Source organism: Hymenobacter sp. HD11105 (genome assembly GCF_054051685.1).
This window is the reverse complement of record NZ_JBSWBR010000005.1, coordinates 204,048-229,349: the sequence shown is the minus strand read 5'-3', so window position 1 is coordinate 229,349 and position 25,302 is coordinate 204,048. Positions and strand designations below refer to the sequence as shown.

The window sequence follows — 25,302 nt, the reverse complement described above, 5'->3', positions numbered from 1 at the left end:
GCAGCGGTAGACAGCAGTGGCAACTGAGATTCTGGGGGGCATTTTTATGCCTCTTATGGATTATTTTGCCCCCCACCGCTACAGCTGCAGAGTACCAACCCTTACCACCCACGCCCCGCACTGGCCTTTCCGCCGAGTGGCTAATATTTGATGCTCCTCAGAACCAATTGGTTCTTTATCTGCCCGACTATCATTCCCCCGCCACTGCCTATTATCAATGGGTAAGCATTCGACCAGGACAGAGCATCCCTATTACCTTCACCGCCCGCAAGGATCTGAGTATATTCCTGGATAATCAGCTAGTATTCACTGCACCTTCCCCTGCGTCTTATTCGCTTAACCTAGGGCAGCTTTTGCCCCCCGATACCCCTCCTGGCCAGCATTTGCTGTGTATATGGCACCCAGCGGTACCCCCCGATTTGACTTCGTTCACCAATGCTTCCGTGTTACCCGTGGTAGCTAAGGGCACTATCAAAACGTCGCCATTTCAGGCACAGCTTCGAGTGCGAGGTCATCAAGGACAGAATGTGTTTTTATGCTTCTTGCTTCTGATTGGGCTATTGTATGGCGGTATTCGGGCCGCCTACCAGCCGAGTTTTGCCCGCATCTACCAGTTTGAGCGTCTTTTAGGCAAGACTAACAATGACGAAGCCTTCCTGACAAAGCCAACTATCACCTGGCTGAATTTGCTATTAGTATTTGTCTTTTCGCTCTCCTTTGCTCTGCTATTGGTTGCCATTCACACCAATATTCAGAGTATCGTAATCCTTCGACGTCTTTTTGATGTCCCTGAATCCGCTATCGTTATCCGAGTGCTCTTATATGCAGGCTTAGTGGCAGCATTTGTACTCGGAAAATATTTGTTTCTAGAGTTGATGGGCTACATCTTCGACGTGACGCCCCTAGTTATGGTTCAGTACCGCGAGTTTGTCCGGACTATCCTGTTTATGGGCTTATTTCTACCCGTGGTTATGCTCTTCTATCTAGCCCTCAATCAGACACTGCCAGAGATGGTGCTCTGGATATCCAATGGGGTGGTTTCCTTAATGTTGGTGGGCACAATGATCCGAATTACGCGTACGCTGCATCGTCGCACCTCCCTCCTTAATTTGCATTTGTTTTCGTACCTTTGCGCCACGGAAGTAATACCCCTTACGATACTACTGAAACTGATCGTTTTTACGTACTAATATTACTTAGCGTAGCTATTATGTTACGTTTCGCATCCTAATTTATCGCCCCAGAATTACCCACTTACCCACCTCTATGGCCGAGAGCAAAGACAAACCGGGGACGGGCCGGCACGCCAAGCGCATCTCCAGCATCCTTGTCACCCAGCCTAAACCGACTAGTGACGTATCACCTTACTTTGCCATTGCTGATAAGTATGGCATTAAGGTGGATTTTCGGGAGTTTATTCAGGTTGAGCCAGTATCCTATAAGGACTTCCGCAAGGACAAAATCAACATCGCAGAGCATACGGCTATCATCTTCACGAGCCGCAATGCTGTTGATCACTTCTTCCGCATTTGCCAGGAGGCTAAGTTGGAAATGCCAGCTGAGATGAAGTATTTCTGCATTTCGGAACAAACGGCTAACTACCTGCAAAAGTATATTGTGCTGCGTAAGCGCAAGCTGTTTGTTGGACAGCGCACTGCTGCTGACCTTTTTGATGTTATTAAGAAGCATAAAAGCGAAAAGTTTCTGTACCCTTGCTCTGACATCCGTAAGGATGACCTTCCGGAGTTTATGCGGGCAAACAACTTCAAGTTTACTGAAGCCGTTATCTACCGCACTGTAGCCAGCGACCTTTCGGACCTGACAGATGTGAAGTACGATTGCATTGCCTTCTTCAGTCCATCCGGGATTAGTTCTCTATTCATTAACTTCCCTGACTTTGAGCAGAACGGAACCCGGATTGCTGCTTTTGGTCCTACTACAGCAAAGGCAGTGCTTGATGCCGGCTTGGAGCTTGATATTGAGGCTCCGCATCCTAATGCTCCTTCTATGACAGGTGCCATTGAGCAGTATATTCGCTTTCACTACGGCCCCGACGCAGGTAAAGAGAAGAATCGTACGGATAGGCAAAATGCCTAAAACAGCGTTTTAAAGCCATTTTTGAAGGCTAAGTAAGCCCAGCCGCTCATTTGATGCGCAGACTTTTTTCCATAGATTTGGAATCAGTTACGTAGGGTAAAATGTCCTACTAAAAACCTGTGCTAAAATTGAGTGCCTATATGAAGAAATATGTACTAGGTGCTGTGGTTCTGCTTGTAGTAGCAACCAGCACCGTCGTTGCTCAGCAACAGCCTCAGTTTAGCCATTATGGGTTTAATGGTATGTACCTCAACCCCGCCTATGCAGGCATAAAGGGACAAGGAGAGGTGCTAACCATCGCACGTGAACAGTACTTCAACTATAGCGGAACTTTTGATCCGGGCGGCAACGACCGGACCTTCTTGTTATCAGCATCTTTACCTGTTCGGGTGCTAGGTGGGGGAGTAGGAATGAACATCTATCGTAATACAATAGGTGAGTCCAACGTAACAACAGCAGCGCTTTCTTATTCCAAGCACTTCAAAGTAGGGGAAGGTTTGCTTGGATTTGGTGCGCAAGGCGTATTCAATAATCTGGGTAAAGGCACCTACCGAGCTAATGATGCCGATGATCCAAGCGTGCCTTTCGAAAGCTCCGATAGTAAGATTGATGCAGGCGCTGGCATATGGTATGAGGCCCCTAAATTTTATGCTGGTTTAAGTGTTAATAACTTGCTTCGCTCTCGTTATCAATTTCAAACAGAGGGCAGCAACCAAAGGACTGCATCTTACATTGGAGAAAATCATGCTTACCTAACAGCGGGCTACAATATCGAGGTGAGTTCATCCGTTGTTGTAACACCCACGTTTATCGGCAAACTAGTCTTGCCAGGAAAATTCGGGGATGATGATAAGTTTACTTTTGATAACAACTCATTTGAAGTAGGAGCAAGAGCGACTTTGCAGGAAAAGTATTGGGCTGGGGTAGGTTATCGTTATGGTGAATCCTTCACTGGTCAACTGGGCATGAGTTTTGCAGAAAACAGCGCCTTCCGTGTTGGGTATGCATTCGATCTTATTGCATTTAATCAAGATGCAAGGGCATTCAGCTCACACGAAATAATGTTGTCTTACCGCTTGCCTAAAATGGGGCCTGCTACACGTCCAGCAATTCGCACACCCCGCTACAGTTTTTAAAGGAGTTGCCGCATTCAAGAATTAATTATCGTTTTGAGTGCACAAAACCTTAATTCAAACAAATTTCTTTTCAGTTCCTAGTTTTTTTATCACTATACCGGAACCTTTTTCGGTATTTAAATGATCCTGACAGGTCGGGCACGAAGCTTGCATACGGTTGCAGGAATCATTAAATTTGCCAATTGTCAAAATTGTAATCTTCTGGTATCGCCGCCCAATAGCCTTTTTTTACTTCAGATGAATAAGTTTCTCAAATTGCCTCTTGTCGCCTTCGTGGCACTTTTAGTAGGAGGTTGTGGTTTTGGCAAAAGACCGCAGGGTGACCTGATTGGAGCGGAGGACCGTCCAGATTTCAATCCACAGGAAGTACCCTTTGGAATGGTGCCTTGCCCCGGTGGAACATTCCATATGGGACAAACCGATCAAGACATCTCTGCCTCCATGGTCAACATGAATAAGCAAGTGACTATTGCTGGCTTTTACATGGACGAGACTGAAATCACGAATAATGAGTATCGGCAGTTTATGAATGCCATTCGTCAGGACTCTATTGATGTGCTAGGCGAAGAATATGTGATGACAGAGTTGTATCCCGATACTACAGTGTGGGTACGCGACTTTACTTATCACATGGGTGATCCACTCATGGAGTACTACTACACCCACCCTGCCTTCGACGATTACCCAGTGGTTGGTGTGGATTGGTTCGCTGCTAAGTATTTCTGCAACTGGCGTACCAAGCACAAGAATGCTGCTAACGTGGAGGCTGGATCAGCTCCAACACCCAATTTCCGCTTGCCTTCTGAGGCCGAATGGGAATACGCTGCTCGTGGTGGCCGAGATTTGGCTACTTATCCCTGGGGAGGTCCTTACCTACGCAATTCGAAAGGATGCATGCTGGCCAACTTTAAGCCAGGCCGGGGCGACTACGCCAGCGATGGTTACGCTTACACTTCAGCAGTGGGTAGCTTCTTTCCCAATGACTTCGGTCTGTACGACATGTCGGGCAACGTAGCTGAATGGTGTGATGACGCCTACATGGAAGCATCAGTACCAGTAGTATGGGACATGAACCCTACAAACCCTGATGATAACGAACCTCGGAAAGTAGTGCGTGGTGGTTCATGGAAGGATATTGCTTACTTCCTCGAGACTGGCACTCGCAACTTCGAATACCAAGATTCGGCACGTTCTTACATTGGTTTCCGCACTGCCATGATTCAAATTGGTATGGGCACTAACCGTCGCTTGAACTAACTAACACATATTATTCTCTTCTACTTTTTCACACATTCTTCATCCTTTCCAACTTCTTCAATTCTTATTTAAAATGGCAGCAAAAGGCGGTAATTTCTTCTTTGATGTGGTCATGCCCAAGGTATATGGCATAGGGGCAGCGGTCGTAATCATTGGAGCATTGTTTAAGATTCTGCACTGGAAAGGTGCTGATTTGATGTTGATGGTAGGTCTGGGAACTGAAGCCTTGATTTTCTTTCTTAGTGCTTTCCAACCCACGTCAAAGGATCCTGATTGGGGCTTAGTTTACCCTCAGTTGGCTGAAGGCTACGACCCTTCCACTGGTGATGCAAGCTTATCTACCAATAACGGTACTGGCCTGACTCGTAAGCTGGACGATATGCTGAAAGATGCTAACGTAACACCAGCCGCTATTTCGTCTTTGGGCGAAGGCTTGAACCGTTTGAGCAATACTACCCAGCAATTAGCCTCACTAGGTGAAGCTACTAATGTGACAGAGGAGTATACCACGAGAGTGCGTACTGCTACCCAGTCATTAGAGCGCATCACTGCTTCTTATGCTAATACTGCAGAAGCTATGACGGCCATGTCGAACGCTACGGCTGATGCAAAAGAATACCACCTGCAGGTACAGAATGTAACCAAAAACTTGGGCGCTCTGAATGCAGTGTATGAAATGGAACTCCAGGATGCTAATACGCACCTGAAGTCAATGAACAAGTTCTACGGTACGTTGAGCCAAGCTATGGAGAACCTCACTGAAGCTGGTAAGGAAACTGACCAGTTCAAGCAAGAGGTTACTAGCCTCACTACCAATCTTCATTCCCTCAACCGCGTGTATGGCAATATGCTGAACGCGATGCGTGCTACTAGCTAGTATTTATACCGCAATAGCCAAGAAGGGTTCTGTTCACACAGTTATAGATTAGGAAAATAAAATGGCGGGAGCAAAAGAGACTCCACGGCAGAAGATGATAGGCATGATGTACTTGGTACTGACTGCTCTTCTGGCCCTACAAGTCAACTCAGCAATTTTGCTGAAGTTTAAATTTCTGGATGATAGCTTGTTGGGTGTCAATGATAAGACTTCCACTGCTAATGCCAACACAGTAAAAGGAATTGCCGCTACTGTACAAAAAAACCAGAACCAAGCGCGTGACTTAGCTGTGCTTAAGCAGAGCGAAGAAGTACGTCAGGAGACGGCTAAAGTAGTAGCTTATCTACGTGGCGTTCGTGAGCAACTCATGACAGCTACTGAAAATAAAAGCAAGAACGAGTATAAGAACATGAGTGCCGAGGATAAAGTAGCTATCACCATGCTTGGTGGTAACCGTAATGGAGCTGCTTATCCACTAAAAGATGAGTTGAACAAGTACTCAGCTTATATTAAGCAGTACGTGCCAAACGCTTCACCATTGGCTCTTGACGCAAAAGAGGACCCAATGGTTATCGACCCAGAGCAGAAGAACAAGAACTTCGCTGAGTTGAACTTTGAAAACACGCCTGTGGTAGCTGCTTTGGCTGTACTTTCTCAGAAGGAAACAGAAGTGTTGAAGTATGAAGCTGATGCATTAAGCGCTCTAGGTGCCAAAGTAGGTGCTCAGACCATCGTTTTTGATAAAGTAGGTGCTTTCGCTAGTGCTGAATCAAACACAGTAGCTGCTGGTACTAAGTACAGAGCTGAACTGTTCCTCACTGCTTCAGCTAGTACCTTACGTCCTTCTATGACAATGAATGGTACTCCCATTCCTGTTGGTCCCGATGGCAAAGGTAAAGTTGAGTTTACTGCCACTCCTGGCGGCTTTGATGCAGCTGGTAATGCTAAAAAGCAATGGGTTGGAACTGTACGCTTCAAGCAGAACGGTCGCGATACCACATTTAAAGTACCGGTTTCGTATACCGTAACTAAGCCTGTAATGCAGATTCAATCTGCTTCAGTACAAGCTCTGTACTTTAAGTGCGGCAACAAACTGAATGTACAGGTGCCTGCCTTAGGTGCTCAGTATAAGCCAAGCTTCTCTGCTTCGGGTGCATCGGTTATTACAGGCTCGAAAACGGGTGATGTAACTCTGGTTCCGAATTCTAAACAAGTGACACTGAGCGTGAGCAGCAGTGGAAACGCTATCGGTTCGCAGACTTTCGAGGTACGTCCAATTCCAAAGCCCGAAATCAAATGCATCGTAGGTGGTCGTGAGGCCAATGAGAAGCAGGGCACGCCAATCACGGCTGTACGTAACATGAGCCTAAAGGCCATTCCAGATGCAGGATTCCAGACTTTTCTGCCTGAGGATGCTCGCTACCGGGTAACTCAATACGAAATTACACTAGTACGGGGTAAGCGTCCAGCTATGCCAGCGCGTACCATCAATGGTCCTGACGCTAACCTTAATGATGTAGTAAACTCGGCGCGTGAAGGTGACCGTTTATACATCGAAGTAAAGGAAGTTCGTCGTTTGAACTTCCAAGATCAGCAGGAAGAAGTGAAGGTGTCGAAGCAGTTCAATATCCCTCTTATCTAGTCGTTCACTCCTGAACTAACCGTCGCTTTTAATTGCTTATCACGGTATGAATAAATTCCTTTCTTTCGCCGCACTGGCGGCTGGCCTAACACTGTCGCTGACAGCTTCGGCTCAAGAGCAAGCCACTACTGCGAGCAGCAACGGCTCGTACCGGCCCATTCCAAATTCGGATATCATGTTCCGGAAGACGATTACACGGGCAGTTGATTTGCGTGAAAAGCAAAACAAACCCATGTTTTCAGAGGGCAAGGAAATCAGCCGCGTGATTCTGGAAGCAGTAAAGCGTGGTGAAATTCAGGCTTACCGGAATGACTCGCTGACGAGCACGTTTACACCAGCTGAGGTATCAGCTAACATGTCGTTTGCTGAGTCAACTAACGAACTGAGCGAGGAGGAAAAAGCTGCTGGCTTTACTGAAGCTGCTTCTGATGATGGTTGGGGTGCGCCTGCTAAACCTGCTGCCAAAGGTAAAACGGCAGCAGTTGCCGCTCCGGCGGCGCCTGCAAGCTATGAATATCGCCCTAAAGATATCTACCAGATGGAGCTGAAGGAGGATATGATTTTCGACAAGAAACGGTCACGGATGTATCATGACATCAAGACCATCACTCTTTTGGTGCCTTCGACGCTCAGCTCCAATACATCAGGTATTGAAAAGACAATTGGCACATTCAAGTACAGCGACTTGGTGAAGATGTTCCGCAATAATCCAGATAAAGCCATCTGGTTTAATCCGCAGAATGACGCCCAGCACAAGAATTTGGCCGACGCTTTCGAGTTGTGGTTGTTTAACTCCTACATCGTGAAGGTATCTAACCCCAGCGATGCTCGTTTAGATGAAATCTATGGTGGTCAGCAGCAAGGTATCCTTGCTTCGCAACAAGCCGCCGCTGACTTAATCGAATACGAGTATAACTTGTGGAGCTTTTAATTCAGCCACTCTAAGTCATAAGAAAGCCCCCCAGCGATGTTGCTGGGGGGCTTTTTTATGACCTTTATAAAGTTAAGCTTCAATACTTATTAAACGTTTGGCAAGGTTATTCAGAAGAGGACTCTTGTTGCTCAAAATACGTAAGCAGTACGCGTGCCTTCGCTTTACCAATTTCTGCTACAAGCTCAGCTTCACTAAGCTCTCGGATTTTCTTAACTGACTTAAACTTGCTCAGCAGCTTGTCAGCGGTAGCTGGGCCGAGACCTTTCACGCCGGTTAGCTCGGTTTTGAGAGTGGCTGCATCACGCCGGTTGCGATGGAAGGTAATACCGAAGCGGTGTACCTCATCGCGCATCCGTTGGAACAAACGAAGCGACTCACTTTTCTTGTCGATATAGAGTGGCAGCGGGTCATTAGGAACGTAGATTTCCTCCAAGCGCTTAGCGATACCGATGACAGGAATCTGTCCCCATAGGTTTAAATCCTTCAGCGCTTTAACGGCCATGCTAAGTTGCCCTTTACCACCATCTACTATCACAAGCTGTGGTAAGGAGGCGCCTTCATCCACCAGCCGACGGTAGCGACGCGACACTACTTCATACATGGAGTCGAAGTCATTAGGACCTACAACAGTCTTGATATGGTAGTGGCGATAGTCCTTCTTGCTAGGCTTGGCGTTGCGAAAGCACACCATAGCAGCCACGGGATTGTCACCTTGAAAGTTCGAGTTATCAAAGCATTCGATGTGCTTAGGTAATTCGGTGAGGCGTAGATCCTTTTTAATAGTCTCCATGATGCGCACCTCGTTAAGGTCTTTGGAGCGGTCATTCATGCTCTCCTTCTCCTTGCGGAGATAAAGCACGTTTTTTATGCTTAGCTCAAGCAGCTTACGCTTATCGCCAATCTGGGGGGTGGTGACAACGACGCCGGGCAAGGGCAGAGGCGGCAGAGCGACGTTAGTCAGAATCTCCTTAGATTCACTGTCAAACTCCTCACGCATCTGCATTATCATGGGGGGCAAAATTTCCTCGTCGAGCTCGTCGAGCTTCTTTTGAACCTCTACTGACTGCGTATGAATGATAGAGCCATTCATCACTTTGAGATAGTTGATGAAAGAGCTTTTCTCATTAGAAGCGATGGAGAAAACATCAATATTCGATAGCGCGGCGTTCACTACCGTTGACTTTGCTTGGAACTCGTCCAGTCGATCCAGCTTCTTCTTAAGCGTGTGGGCTAACTCGTATTGCTGTTCTTGCGCGGCTGCCATCATTCGCTCCCGGAAGTAAGCTTTAGGCACCGTCAGGTTACCACTCAGGATGCTGCGAATCTGCTGGATGTATTGATTATAGGTCTCCTCATCCTGAAGTGCCTCGCAAGGACCTTTACAGTTGCCCAGATGATATTCCAGGCAGACTTTGAACTTGCCCGCTGCCACATTTTCGGGGGAGAGATTATACGTGCAGGTGCGAAGTGGGTACAGAGCTCTAATCAGCTCAAGCACCACATTCATAGCCGTCAGGTTGGCATAAGGACCGTAGTAGCGTGAACCATCGTTGATCTTCTTCCGTGTTGGCAGAAGACGAGGAAAACGCTCATTTGTAAGACACAGATAAGGATATGTCTTGCCGTCCTTTAGGAGAATATTGTACTTAGGCTGATGCTCCTTAATTAGGTTGTTTTCAAGCAAAAACGCATCTGACTCACTATCAACAATAGTGAACTCTATGCGCTTTATGTTCTTGACTAGCTGTTGGGTCTTCTTATTGTGGTCCTGCTTGGTGAAATAGCTGCTCACTCGCTTGCGCAGATCCACTGCCTTCCCAACATAGATAATGCCTTCGTCGTCGAAGTATTTGTATACGCCCGGCCGATGAGGAAGATGACGGATTTGTTCTTGAAGGTGGGCTTTAGCGGCCATAGAGGGAATCGCAGATTAACGCTGATTTATACTGATTTCTCCAGACTTTCTTTTAACAACGAAGCCACAAAAGACTGTTTCTAGTAGAAATACGCTTACGAAAAGCACTGAGGTTCAGGCGTGACATTGTTTGTTGAATGTTGTAGCAACAAAAAACGTGGCTAGTAAGTCCCAACCACGTTCTGTAAACTCCAGCAATGTAGGCCAGTTCTAGATTTCCTGACCGTTTAGTGCATCGAGGTCTGTTTGATTGAGCTTTTGATCATATGGGATTGTATCGCGCTGGCCTCCATAGTACCGGCTGCAATCAATTTCTATGCTTAGGGGGCGTTCTGGCTTAGCAAAAGGCGCTTTGCTGACATCCAGATTCTTATCGGCGTACACTTTACGCATAAATAAGCCATAAATAGGCAGCGCAGCGCGGGCTCCCTGACCATAGGAGCCATCGCGGAAGTGAATGCTACGGTCTTCACCGCCTACCCACATACCGCATACAAGGTTGGGCGTAACACCCATAAACCAGGCATCAGAATAGTTGGAAGTAGTACCGGTTTTGGCACCTATCTCATAAGGAAATTTGAAGCCGGTTTTGAGAATGGTAGATGTGCCGCCGCGCTCGGTGGTAGAAGCCTGAAGCATGTGAGTCATCAAGTAAGCTGTCTCTTCACTTAACGCCTCACGGGTCTGGGGGACAAATTCGCGCAACACGTTACCGTTTTTATCTTCGATCCGCGTCACCATCATCGGCGCGGTCCACACACCCTTGTTCACGAATGTGCTATAAGCACCGCACAACTCATAAATGCTCACATCGCTGGAGCCAAAACCGATAGCAGGAACAGCCTCAATGGGAGACGTAATGCCTAATCGTTTAGCATACGAAACAATGGTTTCGGGTCCAACTTTCTGGACTAGAAAGGCAGTAATCGAGTTCATCGACCGCGCCAAAGCCTGACGGATAGTGAACGTGCGACCCGTGTAGGTGCCCTCAAAGTTACGCGGCGTATACGCGGCGCGGCCCGCTTCAGCCGGGAATGTGACCGCTAAATCCTGCACCTGATAGCAGGGGGAATAGCCTTGGTCGATAGCGGCTGTGTATACAATAGGCTTGAACGTAGAGCCAGGCTGACGCTTACCTTGCTTTACGTGGTCGTATTTAAAGTATTTGAAATTGGTACCGCCTACCCAAGCTTTAATCTGCCCGTTCAGAGGGTTCATTGCCATAAAGCCAGCGTGCAGATAGCGTTTGTAGTAGGCCAAAGAATCAAGCGGCGACAAATTCATCTCTTTCTCACCTTGCCAAGTGAACACCATCATCTTGTTCTTCTTGTTCAGGTAGTAATTGATGGAGTCTTTGTTGCCATCGTAGCGGATGGTAAGGGCCTTATAGCGCTCTGTGCGCTTAATAGCTGTTTGCAGGAAATTAGGAATTAAGCGGCCCGTTTCATCACGCCAAGGCTGTTGGCCCTTCCAATGGTTATTGAATAGCTTTTGCTGCTGCTGCATATGCTCAGCTACCGCACTCTCGGCGTACTTCTGCATACGTGAGTCAACGGTAGTGTAGATTTTTAAGCCGTCGGCGTATAGATCATGACCGGTTTCGCGGGCCCATCCATGCAGCCATTTACCTACTTCTGTTCGGAAGTAAGGCGCTATGCCTTTGCTGGCACTCTCCACATTGTAGTGCAATACAATATCTTTCGCAACAGCTTTGGCATACGTGGGTTGATCAACGTATCCATACTTTAACATTTGGCTCAATACCCAATCGCGACGGCGCTTCGAGCGTTCTGGGTTACGCACCGGGTTGAACCAAGAGGGGCCATTGACCAAGCCTGCCAATAGTGCCGATTCTTCTAAGGTCAGATTCTTAGGCTGCTTGTCGAAGAATGTTTTGGCCGCCACGTTGATACCATATGCGTTGGAGCCAAACTCGGCGGTATTCAAATACATGCGCAGGATTTCACGCTTTGTATAGTTGCGTTCCAGTCTAACTGCCAAGATCCACTCTTTGGTCTTGGTGATAAGCATGCGCAGGCCTTGCACATTACTCAGCTTACCATCATTCAGGTCTTCGCGCGTACGAAAAAGTAGCTTCGCCAATTGTTGAGTAAGCGTAGAGCCACCTCCACTTTTCCCACCAGTTACAAAGCCTGTTACTACGCGCCCCATAGCTTTCAAGTCAATGCCCGAATGACTCTCGAAGCGCACGTCTTCGGTAGCAATAAGGGCATCAACCAAGTTCTGCGGTAAATCTTCGTAATCTACGGGCGTACGGTTCTCACGAAAATATTTGCCCATCATCACTCCGTCAGCGGAGTAAATCTCCGAGGCTAACTCGCTTTTCGGGTTTTCCAGCGTCTTCAAGTTGGGCATGCGCCCAAACAGGTTCATGAAGTTCACGCTTACCGCCAGCACATATAGCACGAATCCGATAAGGCCGAAGCTGAACAACAGCCACAGAGTACGAGTAATGCCCGTGAAACGCCCCGAGCGCTGAGGCTTGCGAGGCTGGGCTTTGGTTTTAGTGGCAGGAACGGCCATTCTCTTTAAGAATTATAAACTATGAACCTAGAACCAAGAGCGAGGGTGCAGCCAGAAGACTAACACCTTTCTTTATCAATTCTTGATTTCTCTTTCGTAGAAGCGTTGATATTCAGCTACATCCTTTGTTTTGAGGAGCAGGGGTAGATTATCAATACTGATAATCATGGTTTGGTAACCCAGTCCGCGCAGTCGACTTAGGGGCGACTGGGGGCCGCGCAGCTTTAGAGCATAGCTCTGAGCTACTTTTTGACCCGACAATGTTTGTACCACTACCAATTCCAGCGAATCGCTGAGGGTTGCGGGCTGCACTTGCAGGTTGTTGGCTCGAAAGTACCGATTGTTGTAGGCAGTAAGTACCGTTGCCAGGTCGGGGAGGGGAGCAGAGCCCTTTGGAAAAGCCAGCACTACAGCGTGGCCCAGCGCCGGATTGTTTAGGTAAGGCGTTGCTGGCGGAGCGGGGGGGGGCGCAGGCGTTGTTGCCAAATTGCCCCCCACTGGGGCTGCCGGGTCCGTAGCTGCGGGCGTAGCAGGCGTAGTAGCTGCCGCGGGTGCTGTTGGCGGAGTGGAGGCAGGTGGCGGTTGGAGTTGAGGCGACGCGGTGGGGGACTTAGAGACTACTGAAGCGGGTTGCGTGGGGGCAGGAGAAGCAGAACCTGCCGCCGTTGGTAGGGCCGGTCCAGGCTGGGCGGGAACTACTGGTCGGGCAACAGTGGTGGTAGGTGCAATAGCCACGCGCCGTTTGTTCTCTACCTCACCGGGGCGGAAAGCCGATACGGGGGGCTTTTCTGTGGACGCCAAGGCACCCGTAATGGCACCCGCTTTGTAGCTCTGATACGTTTGGAGCAAGGCTAAGGCCTGAGGCGCTAAAGAACTGCTTGGGTATTCCTTGTAGAATTTCTCCACTGCGGCTTGGGCAGATAGTGGCGGCTGCGTACGGATGCTAAGCAGCGTATTAAGGAACGCTACCCGGTCGTTTAGATCATTCTCGGGGTATTGCTTCTTTACTTGTGCCAACAAAGATTCTGCTTTCTTAAAATCTTGTTTTTTATACCGTACAAAAGCTGAATCTATAAGGGTACCAACCTGCGCGTTTACAAGGGATGTCCGACGCAAGTACTCCGGGTCAGCTACCAGACGGGCAAAAGATGAGTTAGGAAATGCTTGACGCAACCGTTGGCTGTAAACCTCCGCTTTTGGATCGTTCTGATTCTTATAAATCAAATACAGGCTGTAATAAACCTCCGGCAAATGAGTGCTGTTGGGGAAGGCTGCTACCAGCCTCTCATAGGTTTCGGCCGCGCGAGTAGGCTCGCGCAACTGTTGGTTATAAATGCCCCCCAGCGCAAATAGAGCCTCTTCTGTCAACTTTTGTGAGGCTTGCAGCTGTGGTGGCGTGAGGGGAATAGCCTGGCGATACTGAGCCACGAGTCCGCTGACAACGGATGCCTCATCATTAGGGGCAGCCTGATTGGTGCCCGTAGCGGCATTCACGTTCGTGGCGGTCCCAGTAATAGAAACTGGCACGTTGCCGCCCCTATTGGTGACGGCCGCGCCACTAAACTGGCTGCTGACTCTCCAGTTGTCTTGCAACTCCCGGTTGCCCCAGCGCCGGATAAATTCTGATCGAGCCACGCTTAACGCCGCCGGATTATCAAAGTACCACTGAGCACCTGTGCCCGTATTAGCAAAAGCCACGGGGTCAATATCTGGGTTGCCAGCGCGGGTTTCGCTTACACCAGTGTAGGCCTGCGCTTGCTGCTGTCGCACGGCCTGTGCCTGCTCCTGAGTAAATAAGCGCTCCGCTTCTTTCTTTCGCTCAGCTACCTCAGCCGTCGCATACTCCGTTAGGCGTGTGCGCAATGCCACTGTGTCCAAGCGAGCCAGCTTTTGTAGGCTGTCCTGCGTTTCAACAATTGTGATTTGCTTGGCAAACTCTTGCAGAATCTGAGCGCGCTCAGACGTAGCTGCAAACTCGGGCGCCGTAGGGGGCAAATTTTGCACCGCACTGTCGTAGTAAGCGGCGGCCAACTGGTAGCGCTGGAGGTTGTCATAATAAATACGTCCGGCCAACAGATACGTGTAGGACCTTTGCACCCGATTAGGCGTAGGAACCTGCAACGACTGCTGAATTAACTCCAGCGCCTCCGGATAGCGTTGCTGCCGATAATCCAGCCTTGCCATCTCGTAGAGAATCTTGTCGCGGTACTCTTTATTATTAACGTCCTTAAGCAGTTTAGCAAAATACTTATCCAACCTTGCCCGGTCCGTATTCAAATCTGATACCTGACCCAGCAACAGCTTAGAGTAAAAATCTAGCTCGTAGGGTGGATTGCGCTTCAGAATATTGTTCAGCTCGGCATACGCTTCCTTGTCTTGGCCTTGAGACTGGTATAGCTGCGCAAGAATATAACGCGTGCGCGAGCGCTCATTTTTAGGCTCTATATAAGGAATGGCCTTAGTCAGGTTCTCAATAGCCAGTTTCGGATTGTCGGTCAGCAAATGATACTCTGCCCGAGTCAAAAACAACTCGCGAGCGGTGCTCTCACGGCCCTCCTCCTTATCCAAGACATCTGATACTGCTGAGGCGTTATCGTACTCTTTCAGCGCCAAATAAGTGCGCATAAGCCAAATCAAGGCCTGCTGCTTCACATCAGCATCCTCGCTGCTGCCGTTGATATAGCGGAAGGTTTTGGCAGCCTCGTCGTACTCCCTCTTATAATAACGAGCCTTACCAATCACCAGATAGCTATCGTCGGTCCAAGCACTGCCCGCTTGGTGCTGGATGGGTAAAGAAGCCTTTTTAATAATATCGTCGAGGTCAGCGGTTATTTTAGTTACTGTCGCGTCGTCCAGGGTTGGGAAGAGGGGAAGAAACCTGTTATAGTCATTGAGGCGGGCCGCATAAAGCGTGGCTTCCGTCGCGCGCAGCTTTTCGCGGGCTAGAAAGTAGCCGTTGTCGCGGGCCACAATGTTCTGGTATGTGCGCCCCACCACCGATTTGCGCTCCGAGGAGCAGGCTCCTATGCCAACCACTAGCAGCAACAAAGCCAGTGGAGTTGAAAACAGCCGAAATAGCGGAGTAGTAGTCAAAATAAAAAGCAGATCAAGGCGGTGGGTCGGTAGTTAAACGTGCCCCCCAGACCGATTCGTTCGGTCAAGTTGGAGGGCATTTTCTTCTCAACGTCGGGCTTCGGGTAAAATTACGGCTTTTTCCCGCCTCTCTTTTCACCCCCACACAATTGTAAGGAATTGGTACTCGCTTTTACGTGTTGAAAAGTCATACTTTTGCCCCCCATCCTACTATTTCTGATGCCCGCCTCTGTTCCTCCTCCAGACAAGCCATCCAATTCTAATCCCGATCGTTTACGCGCTTTTGCTAAGTATTCGGGGTTGGGGTTTCAGATGCTGGCCATTATTGGTTTGAGCGCATGGGCTGGTACTGCCCTCGATGAACGTTTTCAGAATGATCGGCCCTGGTATACCATTGCTTTGATGCTACTCGGTGTTTTTGCCGCTATGTATCAGGTTATCCGCTCCCTCACCCGAGATTCATAATTTGTTTTTCACCGGATCAAAGCCTTTTTTACAGCCGCACCTTTATTTATAGTATTCATAACCAACCTCTACCCTTAAGGCAACAATACTAAACCCAATGATTTTCCTGCGGCAATTTTTCCTGTTTTGCTTCCTGCTGGGGGGCATTTATTATGCTTTGGCCACCCAATTTGGCACTACCGTCATTCATCCGCTCACGATTTACGTATTCGGGTTCTTTGCTCTTCTAACACTTATTACTTATTGGGTCACATCGCGGCTCATCCGCGCCAACCCCGATAATTTTATGGGTGCCTACTTTGGGTCGATGGTCGTGCGCCTGCTTTTGTCGGTAGGCTTAGTGCTGACCTTTCTATATAAAGGAGGTGCTCAGGAGCGCCCAGGGCTATGGACCTTTCTGGGGGGCTTTTTTATCCTGTATTTTCTCTTTGCCGGGTTTGAAATCTGGAGCGTCCTGAGTAACTTGCGCCCGTTTTCAAAACAGGGTTAGTCCAATATCCTGCTCCCACCTAAATCACTCTGAATGAAGCGTTTACTGATAGCTCTCTTTTGCATTCTTTCGCTTCCTGTTTTTGCTCAAGAGCATACGCCTACGATTGAAGAAGCTACCGACTCGGAAGCCTTCAGTCCTGGCGAGATGATTCTACACCACATTGGCGACGCCCATGAGTGGCATTTCGCTACTCTCGGCGACCAAAAGGAGCACGGCATTCACTTCACTATTCCGCTGCCCATTATTGCTTTCCAACCCGGCAAAGGCCTGAGTGTATTCTCCTCCTCACGGCTGGCCGAAGGCAAAACCTACAATGGGCTTAAGCTAGAGCACGAGCACCTCGTAGCTGAAGACGGTGGCAAGGTGTACGATTTTTCGATCACCAAAAACGTAGCTTCACTGTTCCTCAGTGCCGCGTTGCTATTAGGTGTTTTCTTTACCGTAGCTGGTAGCTACAAAAAGAACCGCGGTGGTGCTCCGAAGGGCATTCAATCTTTCTTTGAGCCAATCATCATCTTTATTCGGGATGAAGTTGGCAAGAAGGCCATTGGCCCTAAGTACGAGCGCTATATGCCTTACCTGCTCACCGTGTTCTTCTTTATCTGGTTTAGCAACCTGCTAGGCTTGTTACCCGGTGCTGCTAACCTCACCGGCAACATTGCCGTGACGCTAACGCTGGCCGTTCTGACGCTGCTTATCACGCTATTCAGCTCTAATAAGTACTACTGGGCGCACATTTTCGCCACTCCCGGCGTGCCTAAAGCATTGTTGCCCATCATGATTCCAGTGGAATTGATTGGCGTAGTTGTTAAGCCGTTTTCGCTCATGGTACGTCTGTTTGCTAACATTACAGCTGGCCACATTGTAATTCTGAGCTTCATCAGCCTAATCTTTATATTCCAAAGCGTAATGATTAGCCCAGTTACGCTAGCTTTCGGTTTGTTCATTAACATGTTGGAACTGCTGGTTGCTATTCTCCAGGCTTACATCTTCACCCTGCTTACCGCCATGTATATTGGCGGTGCTGTAGAGGAGCATCACCACGATGCCGATTTACAGATTGGCGGTGACAACGCCGCTGCTCCGGCCCACGGTCACTAAGTCCTATTTGATTGCTTTTTCACTCACTCTGATTTTTTCGTTTTTCACTTCCCTCTAATTCTTGTTTTATGCTTCTTTCTCTGTTTTTGCAGGCTGTCAGTGACGTTTCCAATTCGGTTGGTCTAGCCGTAATGGGTGCCGGTATCGGTGCCGGTCTGGTTGCTCTTGGTGTTGGTCTGGGTATCGGCCGCATCGGTGGTAGCGCCATGGAAGCCATTGGCCGTCAGCCCGAAGCTGCAGGTCGCATCCAAACTGCTATGCTGATCGTAGCGGCTCTGATCGAAGGTCTGGGTCTGTTCGCAGTCGTAGTCTGCTTGCTGATTTCCTTCAACCTCTAGAGATAGGGGCACCCACCTGGGCAGCCCGCTGCGCGTCGCTTCGGCGCACTGCGCGGCGGGCTGACTTGGCTTTTTAGTAGTAAGTATTTAGTAGCTGGTAGTAGGCGCTGAATATAGAATTTATCTACTGCGTCGGTGGAGCTACTTGCTCAGTTGCAAGCAGCACTACTTCCCGATTACTTCATACTGACCACCCATACTAACTACCGCTTTATGCCTCCCTTAGTAACCCCCGAATTAGGCCTGATCTTCTGGCAGTTGGTGATTTTTGGCCTAGTGCTACTGTTGCTGGCTAAATTTGCTTGGCGTCCTATTCTTGCTTCCCTCAAGGAGCGGGAAGATTCCATCGAAAATGCACTGCGCATGGCTGACCAGGCCAAGCTAGAAATGCAACAGCTGAAGGCTGGCAATGAAAAATTACTGACTGACGCTCGCCAGGAGCGCGATAAGATTATGCAGGAAGCCACACAAATGGCAAACCAACTGATTGAGCAAGCCAAAACCAAAGCAAATGAAGAAGGCGGCCGCATGATAGTGCAGGCCCGCGAAGCCATTCAGAACGAGAAAAACGCTGCGCTAGCCGAAGTAAAAAACACGGCTGCTCAGCTTTCTATCGACATTGCCGAGCGTATTCTGCGCCGCGAGCTAGCCGATTCTAGCTCTCAGCAGCAACTCGTAAACTCGTACCTGAAAGACGTAAAGCTCAACTAAGGAGCTAAGTGTTAGGAGCTAGGAGCATCTACTTACATGGTATTTCTTTCAGCTTCTAGATTCTAGCTTCTAATTCCCACAAAAATGTCTGAACAACGAGCTGCTTCCCGCTACGCTAAGTCTATGCTAGACTTGGCCCAGGAGCGGGGCAACCTGCCGCAGGTGAAAGAAGATATGGATCTGTTTGCCAAAACTTTGGAGCAGAATCGTGACTTACGTCTTTTGCTGCGCAATCCCATTGTGAAGCACGACAAGAAGCTAGCCATTCTACGCGCTATTTTTGGTGGTAAGGTGTCGGAGGTGACAGAGAAATTCTTCACCATCATCACTCAGCACAACCGCGAAAGTGCCTTGGAATGGGTGGCCACTGAGTTTCAAAGCCAGTACGAACACATGCGTGGTATTCAGGTAGCTCAGGTTACGACGGCTCAGCCCCTGACTCCAGCTTTACGTGAGGAAGTAAACCAACTGGTGCGCCGCCAAACTGGCCTCCAGAGCATTACGCTTACCGAAAAAATCGACGAATCGCTTATTGGTGGCTTTGTGCTGCGCATAGGTGACCAGCAGATCGATGATTCGGTGCGCAACCGCTTGCGCAAGCTGCGCGGCGAGTTCTCTAAGAACCCCTACCAACCCCAACTATAACTCAGCATCATGGCAGAAGTACGTCCGGATGAAGTATCCGCCATCCTGCGGGAGCAGTTGTCCAATTTCAAGACCGCAGCCGAATTAGAAGAAGTCGGCACGGTGCTGCAGGTGGGCGACGGTGTGGCCCGCATCTACGGACTGGGCAACGCCCAGTCGGGGGAATTGCTAGAATTTGAAAACGGCCTGCAAGCCCTGGTTCTAAACCTCGAAGAAGACAACGTAGGTGCCGTAATGCTCGGCGACTACAGCGACATTCGCGAGGGAGCCACGGTACGCCGCACTAATAAAATTGCCTCTATCAAAGTAGGTGAAGGCATCATTGGCCGTGTGGTTAACACGCTTGGCCAACCCATAGACGGTCGGGGTCCGATTGCTGGTGACGTATACGATATGCCTTTGGAGCGCAAAGCTCCTGGTGTTATCTACCGTCAGCCGGTAACTGAGCCTTTACAGACTGGTATCAAGGCTATCGACGCTATGATTCCGATCGGCCGTGGTCAGCGTGAGTTGATCATCGGTGACCGTCAGACTGGTAAATCAACCGTAGCACTTGACGCTATCCTGAACCAGCGCGAGTTCTTCGAGCGTGGTGAGCCTGTATTCTGCATTTACGTAGCCGTTGGTCAGAAGGCCTCTACGGTTGCGCAGGTAGTAAATGCCCTCCAGCGTGGTGGTGCCATGGACTACACGGTGGTGGTTGCCGCTTCGGCTTCTGACCCAGCGCCAATGCAGTTCTTTGCTCCCTTCACAGGTGCCGCTATCGGAGAATTCTTCCGCGATACTGGTCGTCCAGCTCTGGTAGTGTATGATGACTTGTCGAAGCAGGCAGTAGCGTACCGTGAGGTGTCACTGTTGTTGCGTCGCCCTCCAGGCCGCGAAGCGTATCCTGGTGACGTGTTCTATCTGCACAGCCGCTTGTTGGAGCGCGCTGCGAAGATCAACGCATCCGACTCCATCGCTCGCGACATGAACGACTTGCCCGAGAGCATTAAGCACTTGGTAAAAGGCGGTGGTTCGCTGACGGCTCTTCCCTTGATTGAGACGCAAGCTGGTGACGTATCGGCTTACATCCCGACCAACGTAATCTCGATTACGGACGGGCAGATCTTTTTGGAAACCAACTTGTTCAACTCCGGTGTGCGTCCTGCTATCAACGTAGGTATCTCGGTGTCGCGCGTAGGTGGTAACGCCCAGATCAAGTCGATGAAGAAAGTGGCCGGTACGCTGAAGCTGGATCAGGCTCAGTTCCGCGAGCTAGAAGCCTTCGCTAAGTTCGGCTCCGACCTTGATGCTTCTACCAAGCTCACCATTGAGCGTGGCCGTCGCAACCTAGAGATTCTGAAGCAGCCCCAGTTTTCGCCTGTAAAGGTGGAAGACCAGGTAGCTATCATTTATGCCGCTACCAATGGCTTGCTGGACAACGTGCCCGTTGAAAAGGTACGTGCCTTCGAAACCGAGTTCCGCCAGGTAATGCAGACTCGTCACCCTGAGGCCCTCGCGTCATTGAAGGCTGGCAAGCTCGATGACTCCATCACGAATGCTATCCGTCAGGTAGCCAAGGATTTGTCGGCGTCTTACGCTAAGTAATTATTGTTGTCAGTTGTTGGTTGTCAGTTGTCAGGACGAGGTATAGAACCCTCTTCTAAACTGGCAGCCAGCAACTAGCAACTGACAACTGATTTTCATAAGAATGGCTAGCTTAAAAGAAGTCCGCAGCCGCATCATATCGGTGCAAAGCACGCAGCAAATCACCAAAGCCATGAAAATGGTGGCGGCGGCCAAGCTGCGCCGTGCGCAGGATAACATCCTACGTATGCGCCCTTATGCCCAGCGGCTCAACAGCATTCTGAGCAACCTGACCAGCTCCATGGAGAATGAGGTAGCTAGCGAATACAGCGCGCAGCGTGAGGTGCGTCGCGTACTCGTTATCGCTATTACTTCTGATCGTGGCTTGGCTGGCGCCTTTAATAGCAATATTTTCAAAGGGGTAAACCAATTGCTAGCTAATCGCTACAGTGCGCAGGCTGCGGCCGGCAACGTAACGGTTCTGGCCATCGGTAAGCGTGCCCACGAGTACTTCGTGCGCCGCCGTATGCCGATGGTGGGTAACTACAACCACGTATTCGGCGCCTTATCATTCGATACGGTGCGTGTAGCGGCTGAAGAGGCCATGCAAGGTTTCCGCTCCGGTCAGTTTGATGAGGTAACGATAGTATACAACGAGTTCAAAAACGTAGCGACTCAAATCGTACGGACTGAGCAGTTGCTGCCACTCGTGTCTGTAGAAGCACCTGTTACGGCTACTCCAACTGCCAACGTTGACTACATCTTCGAGCCTTCGAAAGAGGAAATCGTGCAGACGCTGATTCCGCAGTCGTTGAAAATCCAGCTGTACAAAGCGGTGCTGGAAAGTAACGCTTCGGAGCATGGTGCCCGCATGACTGCCATGGATAAGGCTACTGAAAACGCTGGCGAACTACTGAAGTCATTAAAGCTGACTTATAACCGTACACGTCAGGCCGCTATTACTACTGAGATTCTCGAAATCGTAGGTGGTGCTGAAGCGCTGGCCGCAAGTCGTTAAGAGTATAAATTCATTTCAAAAAAGCCCCCCAGAAAACTTCTGGGGGGCTTTTTTATGCTGTACAATGTTGGAGCTCCTTACTCCATTTTCGCATACTTGCGCTGAGCCATCTGTTTGTCGGGTTTAGGTGCTGTTGGGTGCTGGTCTAAGAGGTCGAATATATCCTGGGGAGTAATTTGGGTGAAGTCTTTTATGACTTTCATAGGATTTTGAAACTTGTCGGCCTTAACGCTAGTGCTAAGGCAAATGCAGCGCATACCTGCTTTGTAAGCCGATTGCTCGCCCAATAGGGCATCCTCGAAAACAACGCACTGCTTAGGTGGGACGCCGAGTTGCCGGGCCGCGGTGGTAAAGGTGTCGGCATGAGGCTTACCACGCTCCACATCCGCTTTGCCCGTAATAGCATCGAACAAGTGGCGTATGCCAAGGTGATCAACGATGTAGGCGATGGTTTCGGGAGGCGAGCCGGTGCCCAATCCAATCTTGAAACCGGCAGTGCGAGCTGCTTCTAGAAAAGCGGTTAGACCAGCTATTTCGCGGCGCTTGTTCCAGTATAGTACTCGGTACAGAAACTCGCGCTGGTCGGCATACTTCTTTAGCTCTTTTTCAGAAGGAGGATTGCGGAAAACGGTTTTTAAAATATTAGTAGCGGGCATGCCATTCAACCGCTCCAATAGTCGGCGAGCATTAGTAGTTAAGCCATGTTCACGAAAAAGCAACTGGAAAGCGCGGGCTTGGTAGGCGGTGTTATCAATCAGCACTCCATCCATATCGAAGATGAGGGCATAGTCGGAAGCATGAGACATAAGCTGGAAAATTAGCCTGTACGGTGGTCGTAACTAAATAATAATCTGCTCTGTGTACGGCAGACGGGCTATTTAGGCTGCTAGGGCCGAGATTACGGGCTCAGGCGGCTATCTTTGCGCCCGCAAACGCTGACTTCTGTTTCCGACCGCTCAAAGCCAGGCGGTTACACACGCTATTGATTTGAAAAAGAGCCTGTTCCTATTGCTGACTGCTGCCCTGGCAGTGCCGGCATTTGCCCAAAAAAAGAGTAAACCACTTCAGCGCCCAAAACTCGTGGTGGGCATAGTGGTGGATCAAATGCGCTACGACTATTTGTATCGCTATTGGGACAAGTACGGTAACGGCGGGTTCAAACGTCTGCTGGGGGAGGGCTTTAGCTACGAAAACACCCATTACAATTACGTACCCACCTACACCGGTCCTGGTCACGCCAGCATCTATACCGGTACTACGCCCTCGGTACACGGCATCGTGGGCAACAACTGGTACGTGCGCGAAGAAGGTCGCGCCACTTATGTAACCGAGGATAAAACGGTGCAATCGGTGGGGGGCACAATGGAAGCGGGGCAACAATCGCCACGCCACATGCTCACCAGCACCATTACCGATGAGCTTCGGCTGGCTACTAACTTTCAGGCGAAAGTAATAGGCGTGTCCGTAAAAGACCGGGGTTCTGTTCTGCCAGCTGGTCACTCGGCTACTGGAGCGTACTGGTACGATGGCGTAAATGGAGCTTTCATTACCAGCACTTTCTACCAAAATGACCTGCCAGAGTGGGTAAAGCAGTTCAACAGCCGCAACTTGCCGGCTCAGTACCTCGACAAGCCCTGGAACACGCTGCTGCCAATTGCCCAATACACTGAAAGCACGGCCGATGATGTAGCTTGGGAAAGCCCTTTTCGAGGCGAAGCGAAGCCTGTGTTTCCGCACGATTTGCCTACGCTTAGTGCCGCTCCCACAGCTCAAACCAAAACCACCCTGCAAGCTGCGGGCGAAAAGCCCCCCGTGGCTTCCGTCCGCAACCTAGATCTGGTTCGCTCTACACCCTTTGGCAATACGCTTTCCCTGGATTTTGCCCTGGAAGCTATTAGGGCCGAGCAGCTAGGCCAGCGCGGCGTAACCGACTTTTTGGCTCTCAGCTTTTCCTCGCCCGACTACGTGGGTCACCAGTTTGGGCCTAACTCCATTGAAGCCCAAGATACGTACCTGCGCCTAGACCTAGAAATAAAGCGCTTACTAGAATACTTAGATAAAACAGTAGGTAAAGGCAACGCGCTGGTGTTCTTATCAGCGGACCACGGCGCGGCGCACAACCCCGATTTTCTGCGTAGCCATCGCATTCCGGCCGGCTCGGTGGGGCCACGCGTCATGCGCGACTCCTTGCAGCGGGAGCTAGTGCGTCGTCACGGGGCTGGTAACTGGGTGTTAGCCTACGATAATCAGCAGGTGTATCTCAATCGGCCCCTTATTGCCCAGCGTAAGCAGAACCTGCGGCAGTTTCAGGATGAGGTGGCCGATGTAATGCTCCAGTTTTTGGGTGTAACGCGGGCTATTACCGCCGACGATTTGCAGAAATCGCATTGGGAAAGCGGAATGCTGATGTATCTTGAGAACGGCTTCTTTCCTAAGCGCAGCGGCGATGTAATGGTGGTGCTTGAGCCCGGTTGGCTTGAGTCATATGCGTATCCGGTGAATAGGGGCACTACGCACGGCTCGGCTGGCAACTACGATACTCATGTGCCGCTCGTATTTTGGGGTTGGCAAGTACGCCATGGCGAATCGCGGGCCCCGGCTGCCATCATCGATATTGCGCCGACGCTAGCTAGCTGGCTCCACATTCAGGAGCCGGATGGCTGCACCGGTAAGCCTTTGGTGGAAGTTCTGCGTTAGGAGAATCTGCCCGATTATTTCAAGTTAAAATTGACTTTTTAAGCTTATCCCACATCTTCGGGTAAGTTATTCCGTACGCACCTCCGGCCGATTAATTCCCGCTTTTCAACTCGCACCCGTAAGAGGTGCTCCGCTTTACCTTCTGATTTTAAGATTTTACCTTCTCTTTCATTGTAATGACTCATTTTAACCCCTGGCACGACGTAGAGCGCGGCGATAATGCTCCGAACGTTGTAAATGGCATCATCGAAATCCCAAAAGGCTCAAAAGGCAAATACGAGTTGGATAAGGCCAGCGGCCTGCTCAAGCTGGACCGCGTGCTGTTTTCGGCAGTTCATTATCCGGCCGCTTATGGCTTTATTCCGCAAACTTATTGCGACGACAAAGATCCGCTTGATATTCTGGTGATATGCTCCGTTGATGTGGTGCCTATGTGCATCATTGAGGCTAAGGTTATTGGCGTGATGCAGATGATCGACCAGAATGAGGAGGACGACAAAATCATCGCGGTAGCGGCCAACGACATTTCAGTGAATCACTTCAACGACATCGCCGATTTGCCCCCCCATACCCTGCGCGAGATGCGCCGCTTCTTCGAGGACTACAAAGCTCTGGAAAACAAGCAGGTATCGGTAGAGCGCTTTATGGGCCGCGAAGATGCTTACCGCATCATTGCCGATAGCATCAAGCTCTACAACGACACATTTCCCCTTGGTGGTGCCACGCCTCCTGTGAAGCCCCGGCCCGCCGGCGTAGAGCTGTAAGGTTAG

At 49.8% G+C, this 25,302-nt stretch carries 21 protein-coding genes; 17 read left to right on the top strand and 4 right to left on the bottom strand.

Annotation, left to right across the window (positions count from 1 at the left end; translation table 11 throughout):
• Positions 1 to 65 precede the first annotated feature (65 nt).
• The 7 genes from ACW9KT_RS16685 to porN all read left to right on the top strand — a co-directional run bounded on the left by ACW9KT_RS16685 (position 66) and on the right by porN (position 7,940).
• Positions 66 to 1,190 (top strand): DUF4271 domain-containing protein, encoded by a 1,125-nt coding sequence (locus ACW9KT_RS16685; protein ID WP_457082422.1) that lies wholly within the window; start codon positions 66 to 68, stop codon positions 1,188 to 1,190.
• A gap of 76 nt (positions 1,191 to 1,266) precedes the next feature.
• The gene (locus ACW9KT_RS16680; protein WP_457082420.1) at positions 1,267 to 2,097 is read left to right on the top strand and encodes a uroporphyrinogen-III synthase; all 831 of its coding nucleotides are present in this window, start codon (positions 1,267 to 1,269) and stop codon (positions 2,095 to 2,097) included.
• Between the two features lie 140 nt (positions 2,098 to 2,237).
• The gene (locus ACW9KT_RS16675) at positions 2,238 to 3,233 is read left to right on the top strand and encodes a PorP/SprF family type IX secretion system membrane protein (protein ID WP_457082418.1); all 996 of its coding nucleotides are present in this window, start codon (positions 2,238 to 2,240) and stop codon (positions 3,231 to 3,233) included.
• Positions 3,234 to 3,470: 237 nt separating this feature from the next.
• Positions 3,471 to 4,490, top strand: coding sequence for a T9SS ring complex lipoprotein PorK/GldK (porK, locus tag ACW9KT_RS16670; protein WP_457082416.1), 1,020 nt, complete (start codon positions 3,471 to 3,473; stop codon positions 4,488 to 4,490).
• A 73-nt stretch (positions 4,491 to 4,563) separates the two neighbouring features.
• Positions 4,564 to 5,367, top strand: coding sequence for a type IX secretion system motor protein PorL/GldL (porL, locus tag ACW9KT_RS16665; protein WP_457082414.1), 804 nt, complete (start codon positions 4,564 to 4,566; stop codon positions 5,365 to 5,367).
• Positions 5,368 to 5,428: 61 nt separating this feature from the next.
• Complete coding sequence (gene porM / locus ACW9KT_RS16660) at positions 5,429 to 7,009, top strand: type IX secretion system motor protein PorM/GldM (RefSeq protein ID WP_457082412.1); 1,581 nt, start codon at positions 5,429 to 5,431, stop codon at positions 7,007 to 7,009.
• Between the two features lie 46 nt (positions 7,010 to 7,055).
• A complete protein-coding gene (gene porN / locus ACW9KT_RS16655) occupies positions 7,056 to 7,940 on the top strand; it encodes a type IX secretion system ring subunit PorN/GldN (RefSeq protein WP_457082410.1) in 885 nt (294 codons plus the stop codon).
• Between the two features lie 106 nt (positions 7,941 to 8,046).
• Here porN and uvrC read toward each other — a convergent pair whose 3' ends face one another.
• From uvrC to porW, 3 genes are all read right to left on the bottom strand, one after another.
• Positions 8,047 to 9,858: an excinuclease ABC subunit UvrC gene (gene uvrC / locus ACW9KT_RS16650; protein ID WP_457082408.1), complete on the bottom strand. Its 1,812-nt coding sequence runs from the start codon at positions 9,856 to 9,858 to the stop codon at positions 8,047 to 8,049.
• A gap of 210 nt (positions 9,859 to 10,068) precedes the next feature.
• Positions 10,069 to 12,402 carry a penicillin-binding protein 1A gene (locus ACW9KT_RS16645; protein WP_457082406.1) on the bottom strand — a complete coding sequence of 778 codons (2,334 nt, stop codon included), beginning with the start codon at positions 12,400 to 12,402 and terminating at the stop codon, positions 10,069 to 10,071.
• A 75-nt stretch (positions 12,403 to 12,477) separates the two neighbouring features.
• Positions 12,478 to 15,495, bottom strand: a complete 3,018-nt coding sequence (porW, locus tag ACW9KT_RS16640) for a type IX secretion system periplasmic lipoprotein PorW/SprE (RefSeq protein ID WP_457082404.1) — start codon at positions 15,493 to 15,495, stop codon at positions 12,478 to 12,480.
• A gap of 219 nt (positions 15,496 to 15,714) precedes the next feature.
• Between porW and ACW9KT_RS16635 the strand changes: the two genes are divergently transcribed.
• From ACW9KT_RS16635 to atpG, 8 genes are all read left to right on the top strand, one after another.
• Complete coding sequence (locus ACW9KT_RS16635; RefSeq protein ID WP_457082402.1) at positions 15,715 to 15,960, top strand: AtpZ/AtpI family protein; 246 nt, start codon at positions 15,715 to 15,717, stop codon at positions 15,958 to 15,960.
• A 97-nt stretch (positions 15,961 to 16,057) separates the two neighbouring features.
• Positions 16,058 to 16,450, top strand: coding sequence for a hypothetical protein (locus ACW9KT_RS16630; RefSeq protein ID WP_457082400.1), 393 nt, complete (start codon positions 16,058 to 16,060; stop codon positions 16,448 to 16,450).
• A 33-nt stretch (positions 16,451 to 16,483) separates the two neighbouring features.
• The gene (gene atpB, locus ACW9KT_RS16625; RefSeq protein WP_457082398.1) at positions 16,484 to 17,554 is read left to right on the top strand and encodes a F0F1 ATP synthase subunit A; all 1,071 of its coding nucleotides are present in this window, start codon (positions 16,484 to 16,486) and stop codon (positions 17,552 to 17,554) included.
• A 68-nt stretch (positions 17,555 to 17,622) separates the two neighbouring features.
• A complete protein-coding gene (atpE, locus tag ACW9KT_RS16620) occupies positions 17,623 to 17,892 on the top strand; it encodes an ATP synthase F0 subunit C (protein ID WP_084443863.1) in 270 nt (89 codons plus the stop codon).
• A 213-nt stretch (positions 17,893 to 18,105) separates the two neighbouring features.
• Positions 18,106 to 18,603, top strand: a complete 498-nt coding sequence (locus ACW9KT_RS16615) for a F0F1 ATP synthase subunit B (protein WP_457082396.1) — start codon at positions 18,106 to 18,108, stop codon at positions 18,601 to 18,603.
• Positions 18,604 to 18,687: 84 nt separating this feature from the next.
• Positions 18,688 to 19,248, top strand: a complete 561-nt coding sequence (atpH, locus tag ACW9KT_RS16610; RefSeq protein ID WP_457082394.1) for an ATP synthase F1 subunit delta — start codon at positions 18,688 to 18,690, stop codon at positions 19,246 to 19,248.
• 9 nt (positions 19,249 to 19,257) lie between these two features.
• Positions 19,258 to 20,838 (top strand): F0F1 ATP synthase subunit alpha, encoded by a 1,581-nt coding sequence (atpA, locus tag ACW9KT_RS16605; protein WP_457082392.1) that lies wholly within the window; start codon positions 19,258 to 19,260, stop codon positions 20,836 to 20,838.
• Between the two features lie 103 nt (positions 20,839 to 20,941).
• Positions 20,942 to 21,835 (top strand): ATP synthase F1 subunit gamma, encoded by an 894-nt coding sequence (gene atpG, locus ACW9KT_RS16600; protein ID WP_457082390.1) that lies wholly within the window; start codon positions 20,942 to 20,944, stop codon positions 21,833 to 21,835.
• A 77-nt stretch (positions 21,836 to 21,912) separates the two neighbouring features.
• Here the strand turns inward: atpG and ACW9KT_RS16595 are convergent, their stop codons facing one another.
• Positions 21,913 to 22,641: an HAD family hydrolase gene (locus ACW9KT_RS16595; protein ID WP_457082388.1), complete on the bottom strand. Its 729-nt coding sequence runs from the start codon at positions 22,639 to 22,641 to the stop codon at positions 21,913 to 21,915.
• 181 nt (positions 22,642 to 22,822) lie between these two features.
• On the opposite strand from ACW9KT_RS16595, the gene pafA reads away from it, so the two are divergent.
• Both pafA and ACW9KT_RS16585 read left to right on the top strand, forming a co-directional pair.
• Positions 22,823 to 24,532: an alkaline phosphatase PafA gene (pafA, locus tag ACW9KT_RS16590; protein ID WP_457082386.1), complete on the top strand. Its 1,710-nt coding sequence runs from the start codon at positions 22,823 to 22,825 to the stop codon at positions 24,530 to 24,532.
• Between the two features lie 176 nt (positions 24,533 to 24,708).
• The gene (locus ACW9KT_RS16585) at positions 24,709 to 25,296 is read left to right on the top strand and encodes an inorganic diphosphatase (protein WP_133274276.1); all 588 of its coding nucleotides are present in this window, start codon (positions 24,709 to 24,711) and stop codon (positions 25,294 to 25,296) included.
• The last annotated feature ends 6 nt before the right edge of the window (positions 25,297 to 25,302 follow it).

Bases quoted from the DNA above. Each gene is read 5' to 3' on its own strand.
- uvrC (WP_457082408.1), bottom strand. From the start codon at position 9,858: ATGGCCGCTAAAGCCCACCTTCAAGAACAAATCCGTCATCTTCCTCAT.
- ACW9KT_RS16675 (WP_457082418.1), top strand. From the start codon at position 2,238: ATGAAGAAATATGTACTAGGTGCTGTGGTTCTGCTTGTAGTAGCAACC.
- ACW9KT_RS16595 (WP_457082388.1), bottom strand. From the start codon at position 22,641: ATGTCTCATGCTTCCGACTATGCCCTCATCTTCGATATGGATGGAGTG.
- ACW9KT_RS16645 (WP_457082406.1), bottom strand. From the start codon at position 12,402: ATGGCCGTTCCTGCCACTAAAACCAAAGCCCAGCCTCGCAAGCCTCAG.
- ACW9KT_RS16615 (WP_457082396.1), top strand. From the start codon at position 18,106: ATGCCTCCCTTAGTAACCCCCGAATTAGGCCTGATCTTCTGGCAGTTG.
- porM (WP_457082412.1), top strand. From the start codon at position 5,429: ATGGCGGGAGCAAAAGAGACTCCACGGCAGAAGATGATAGGCATGATG.
- atpE (WP_084443863.1), top strand. From the start codon at position 17,623: ATGCTTCTTTCTCTGTTTTTGCAGGCTGTCAGTGACGTTTCCAATTCG.
- porK (WP_457082416.1), top strand. From the start codon at position 3,471: ATGAATAAGTTTCTCAAATTGCCTCTTGTCGCCTTCGTGGCACTTTTA.
- ACW9KT_RS16680 (WP_457082420.1), top strand. From the start codon at position 1,267: ATGGCCGAGAGCAAAGACAAACCGGGGACGGGCCGGCACGCCAAGCGC.
- porL (WP_457082414.1), top strand. From the start codon at position 4,564: ATGGCAGCAAAAGGCGGTAATTTCTTCTTTGATGTGGTCATGCCCAAG.
- atpA (WP_457082392.1), top strand. From the start codon at position 19,258: ATGGCAGAAGTACGTCCGGATGAAGTATCCGCCATCCTGCGGGAGCAG.
- ACW9KT_RS16635 (WP_457082402.1), top strand. From the start codon at position 15,715: ATGCCCGCCTCTGTTCCTCCTCCAGACAAGCCATCCAATTCTAATCCC.
- atpH (WP_457082394.1), top strand. From the start codon at position 18,688: ATGTCTGAACAACGAGCTGCTTCCCGCTACGCTAAGTCTATGCTAGAC.
- ACW9KT_RS16630 (WP_457082400.1), top strand. From the start codon at position 16,058: ATGATTTTCCTGCGGCAATTTTTCCTGTTTTGCTTCCTGCTGGGGGGC.
- atpB (WP_457082398.1), top strand. From the start codon at position 16,484: ATGAAGCGTTTACTGATAGCTCTCTTTTGCATTCTTTCGCTTCCTGTT.
- ACW9KT_RS16585 (WP_133274276.1), top strand. From the start codon at position 24,709: ATGACTCATTTTAACCCCTGGCACGACGTAGAGCGCGGCGATAATGCT.
- atpG (WP_457082390.1), top strand. From the start codon at position 20,942: ATGGCTAGCTTAAAAGAAGTCCGCAGCCGCATCATATCGGTGCAAAGC.
- porN (WP_457082410.1), top strand. From the start codon at position 7,056: ATGAATAAATTCCTTTCTTTCGCCGCACTGGCGGCTGGCCTAACACTG.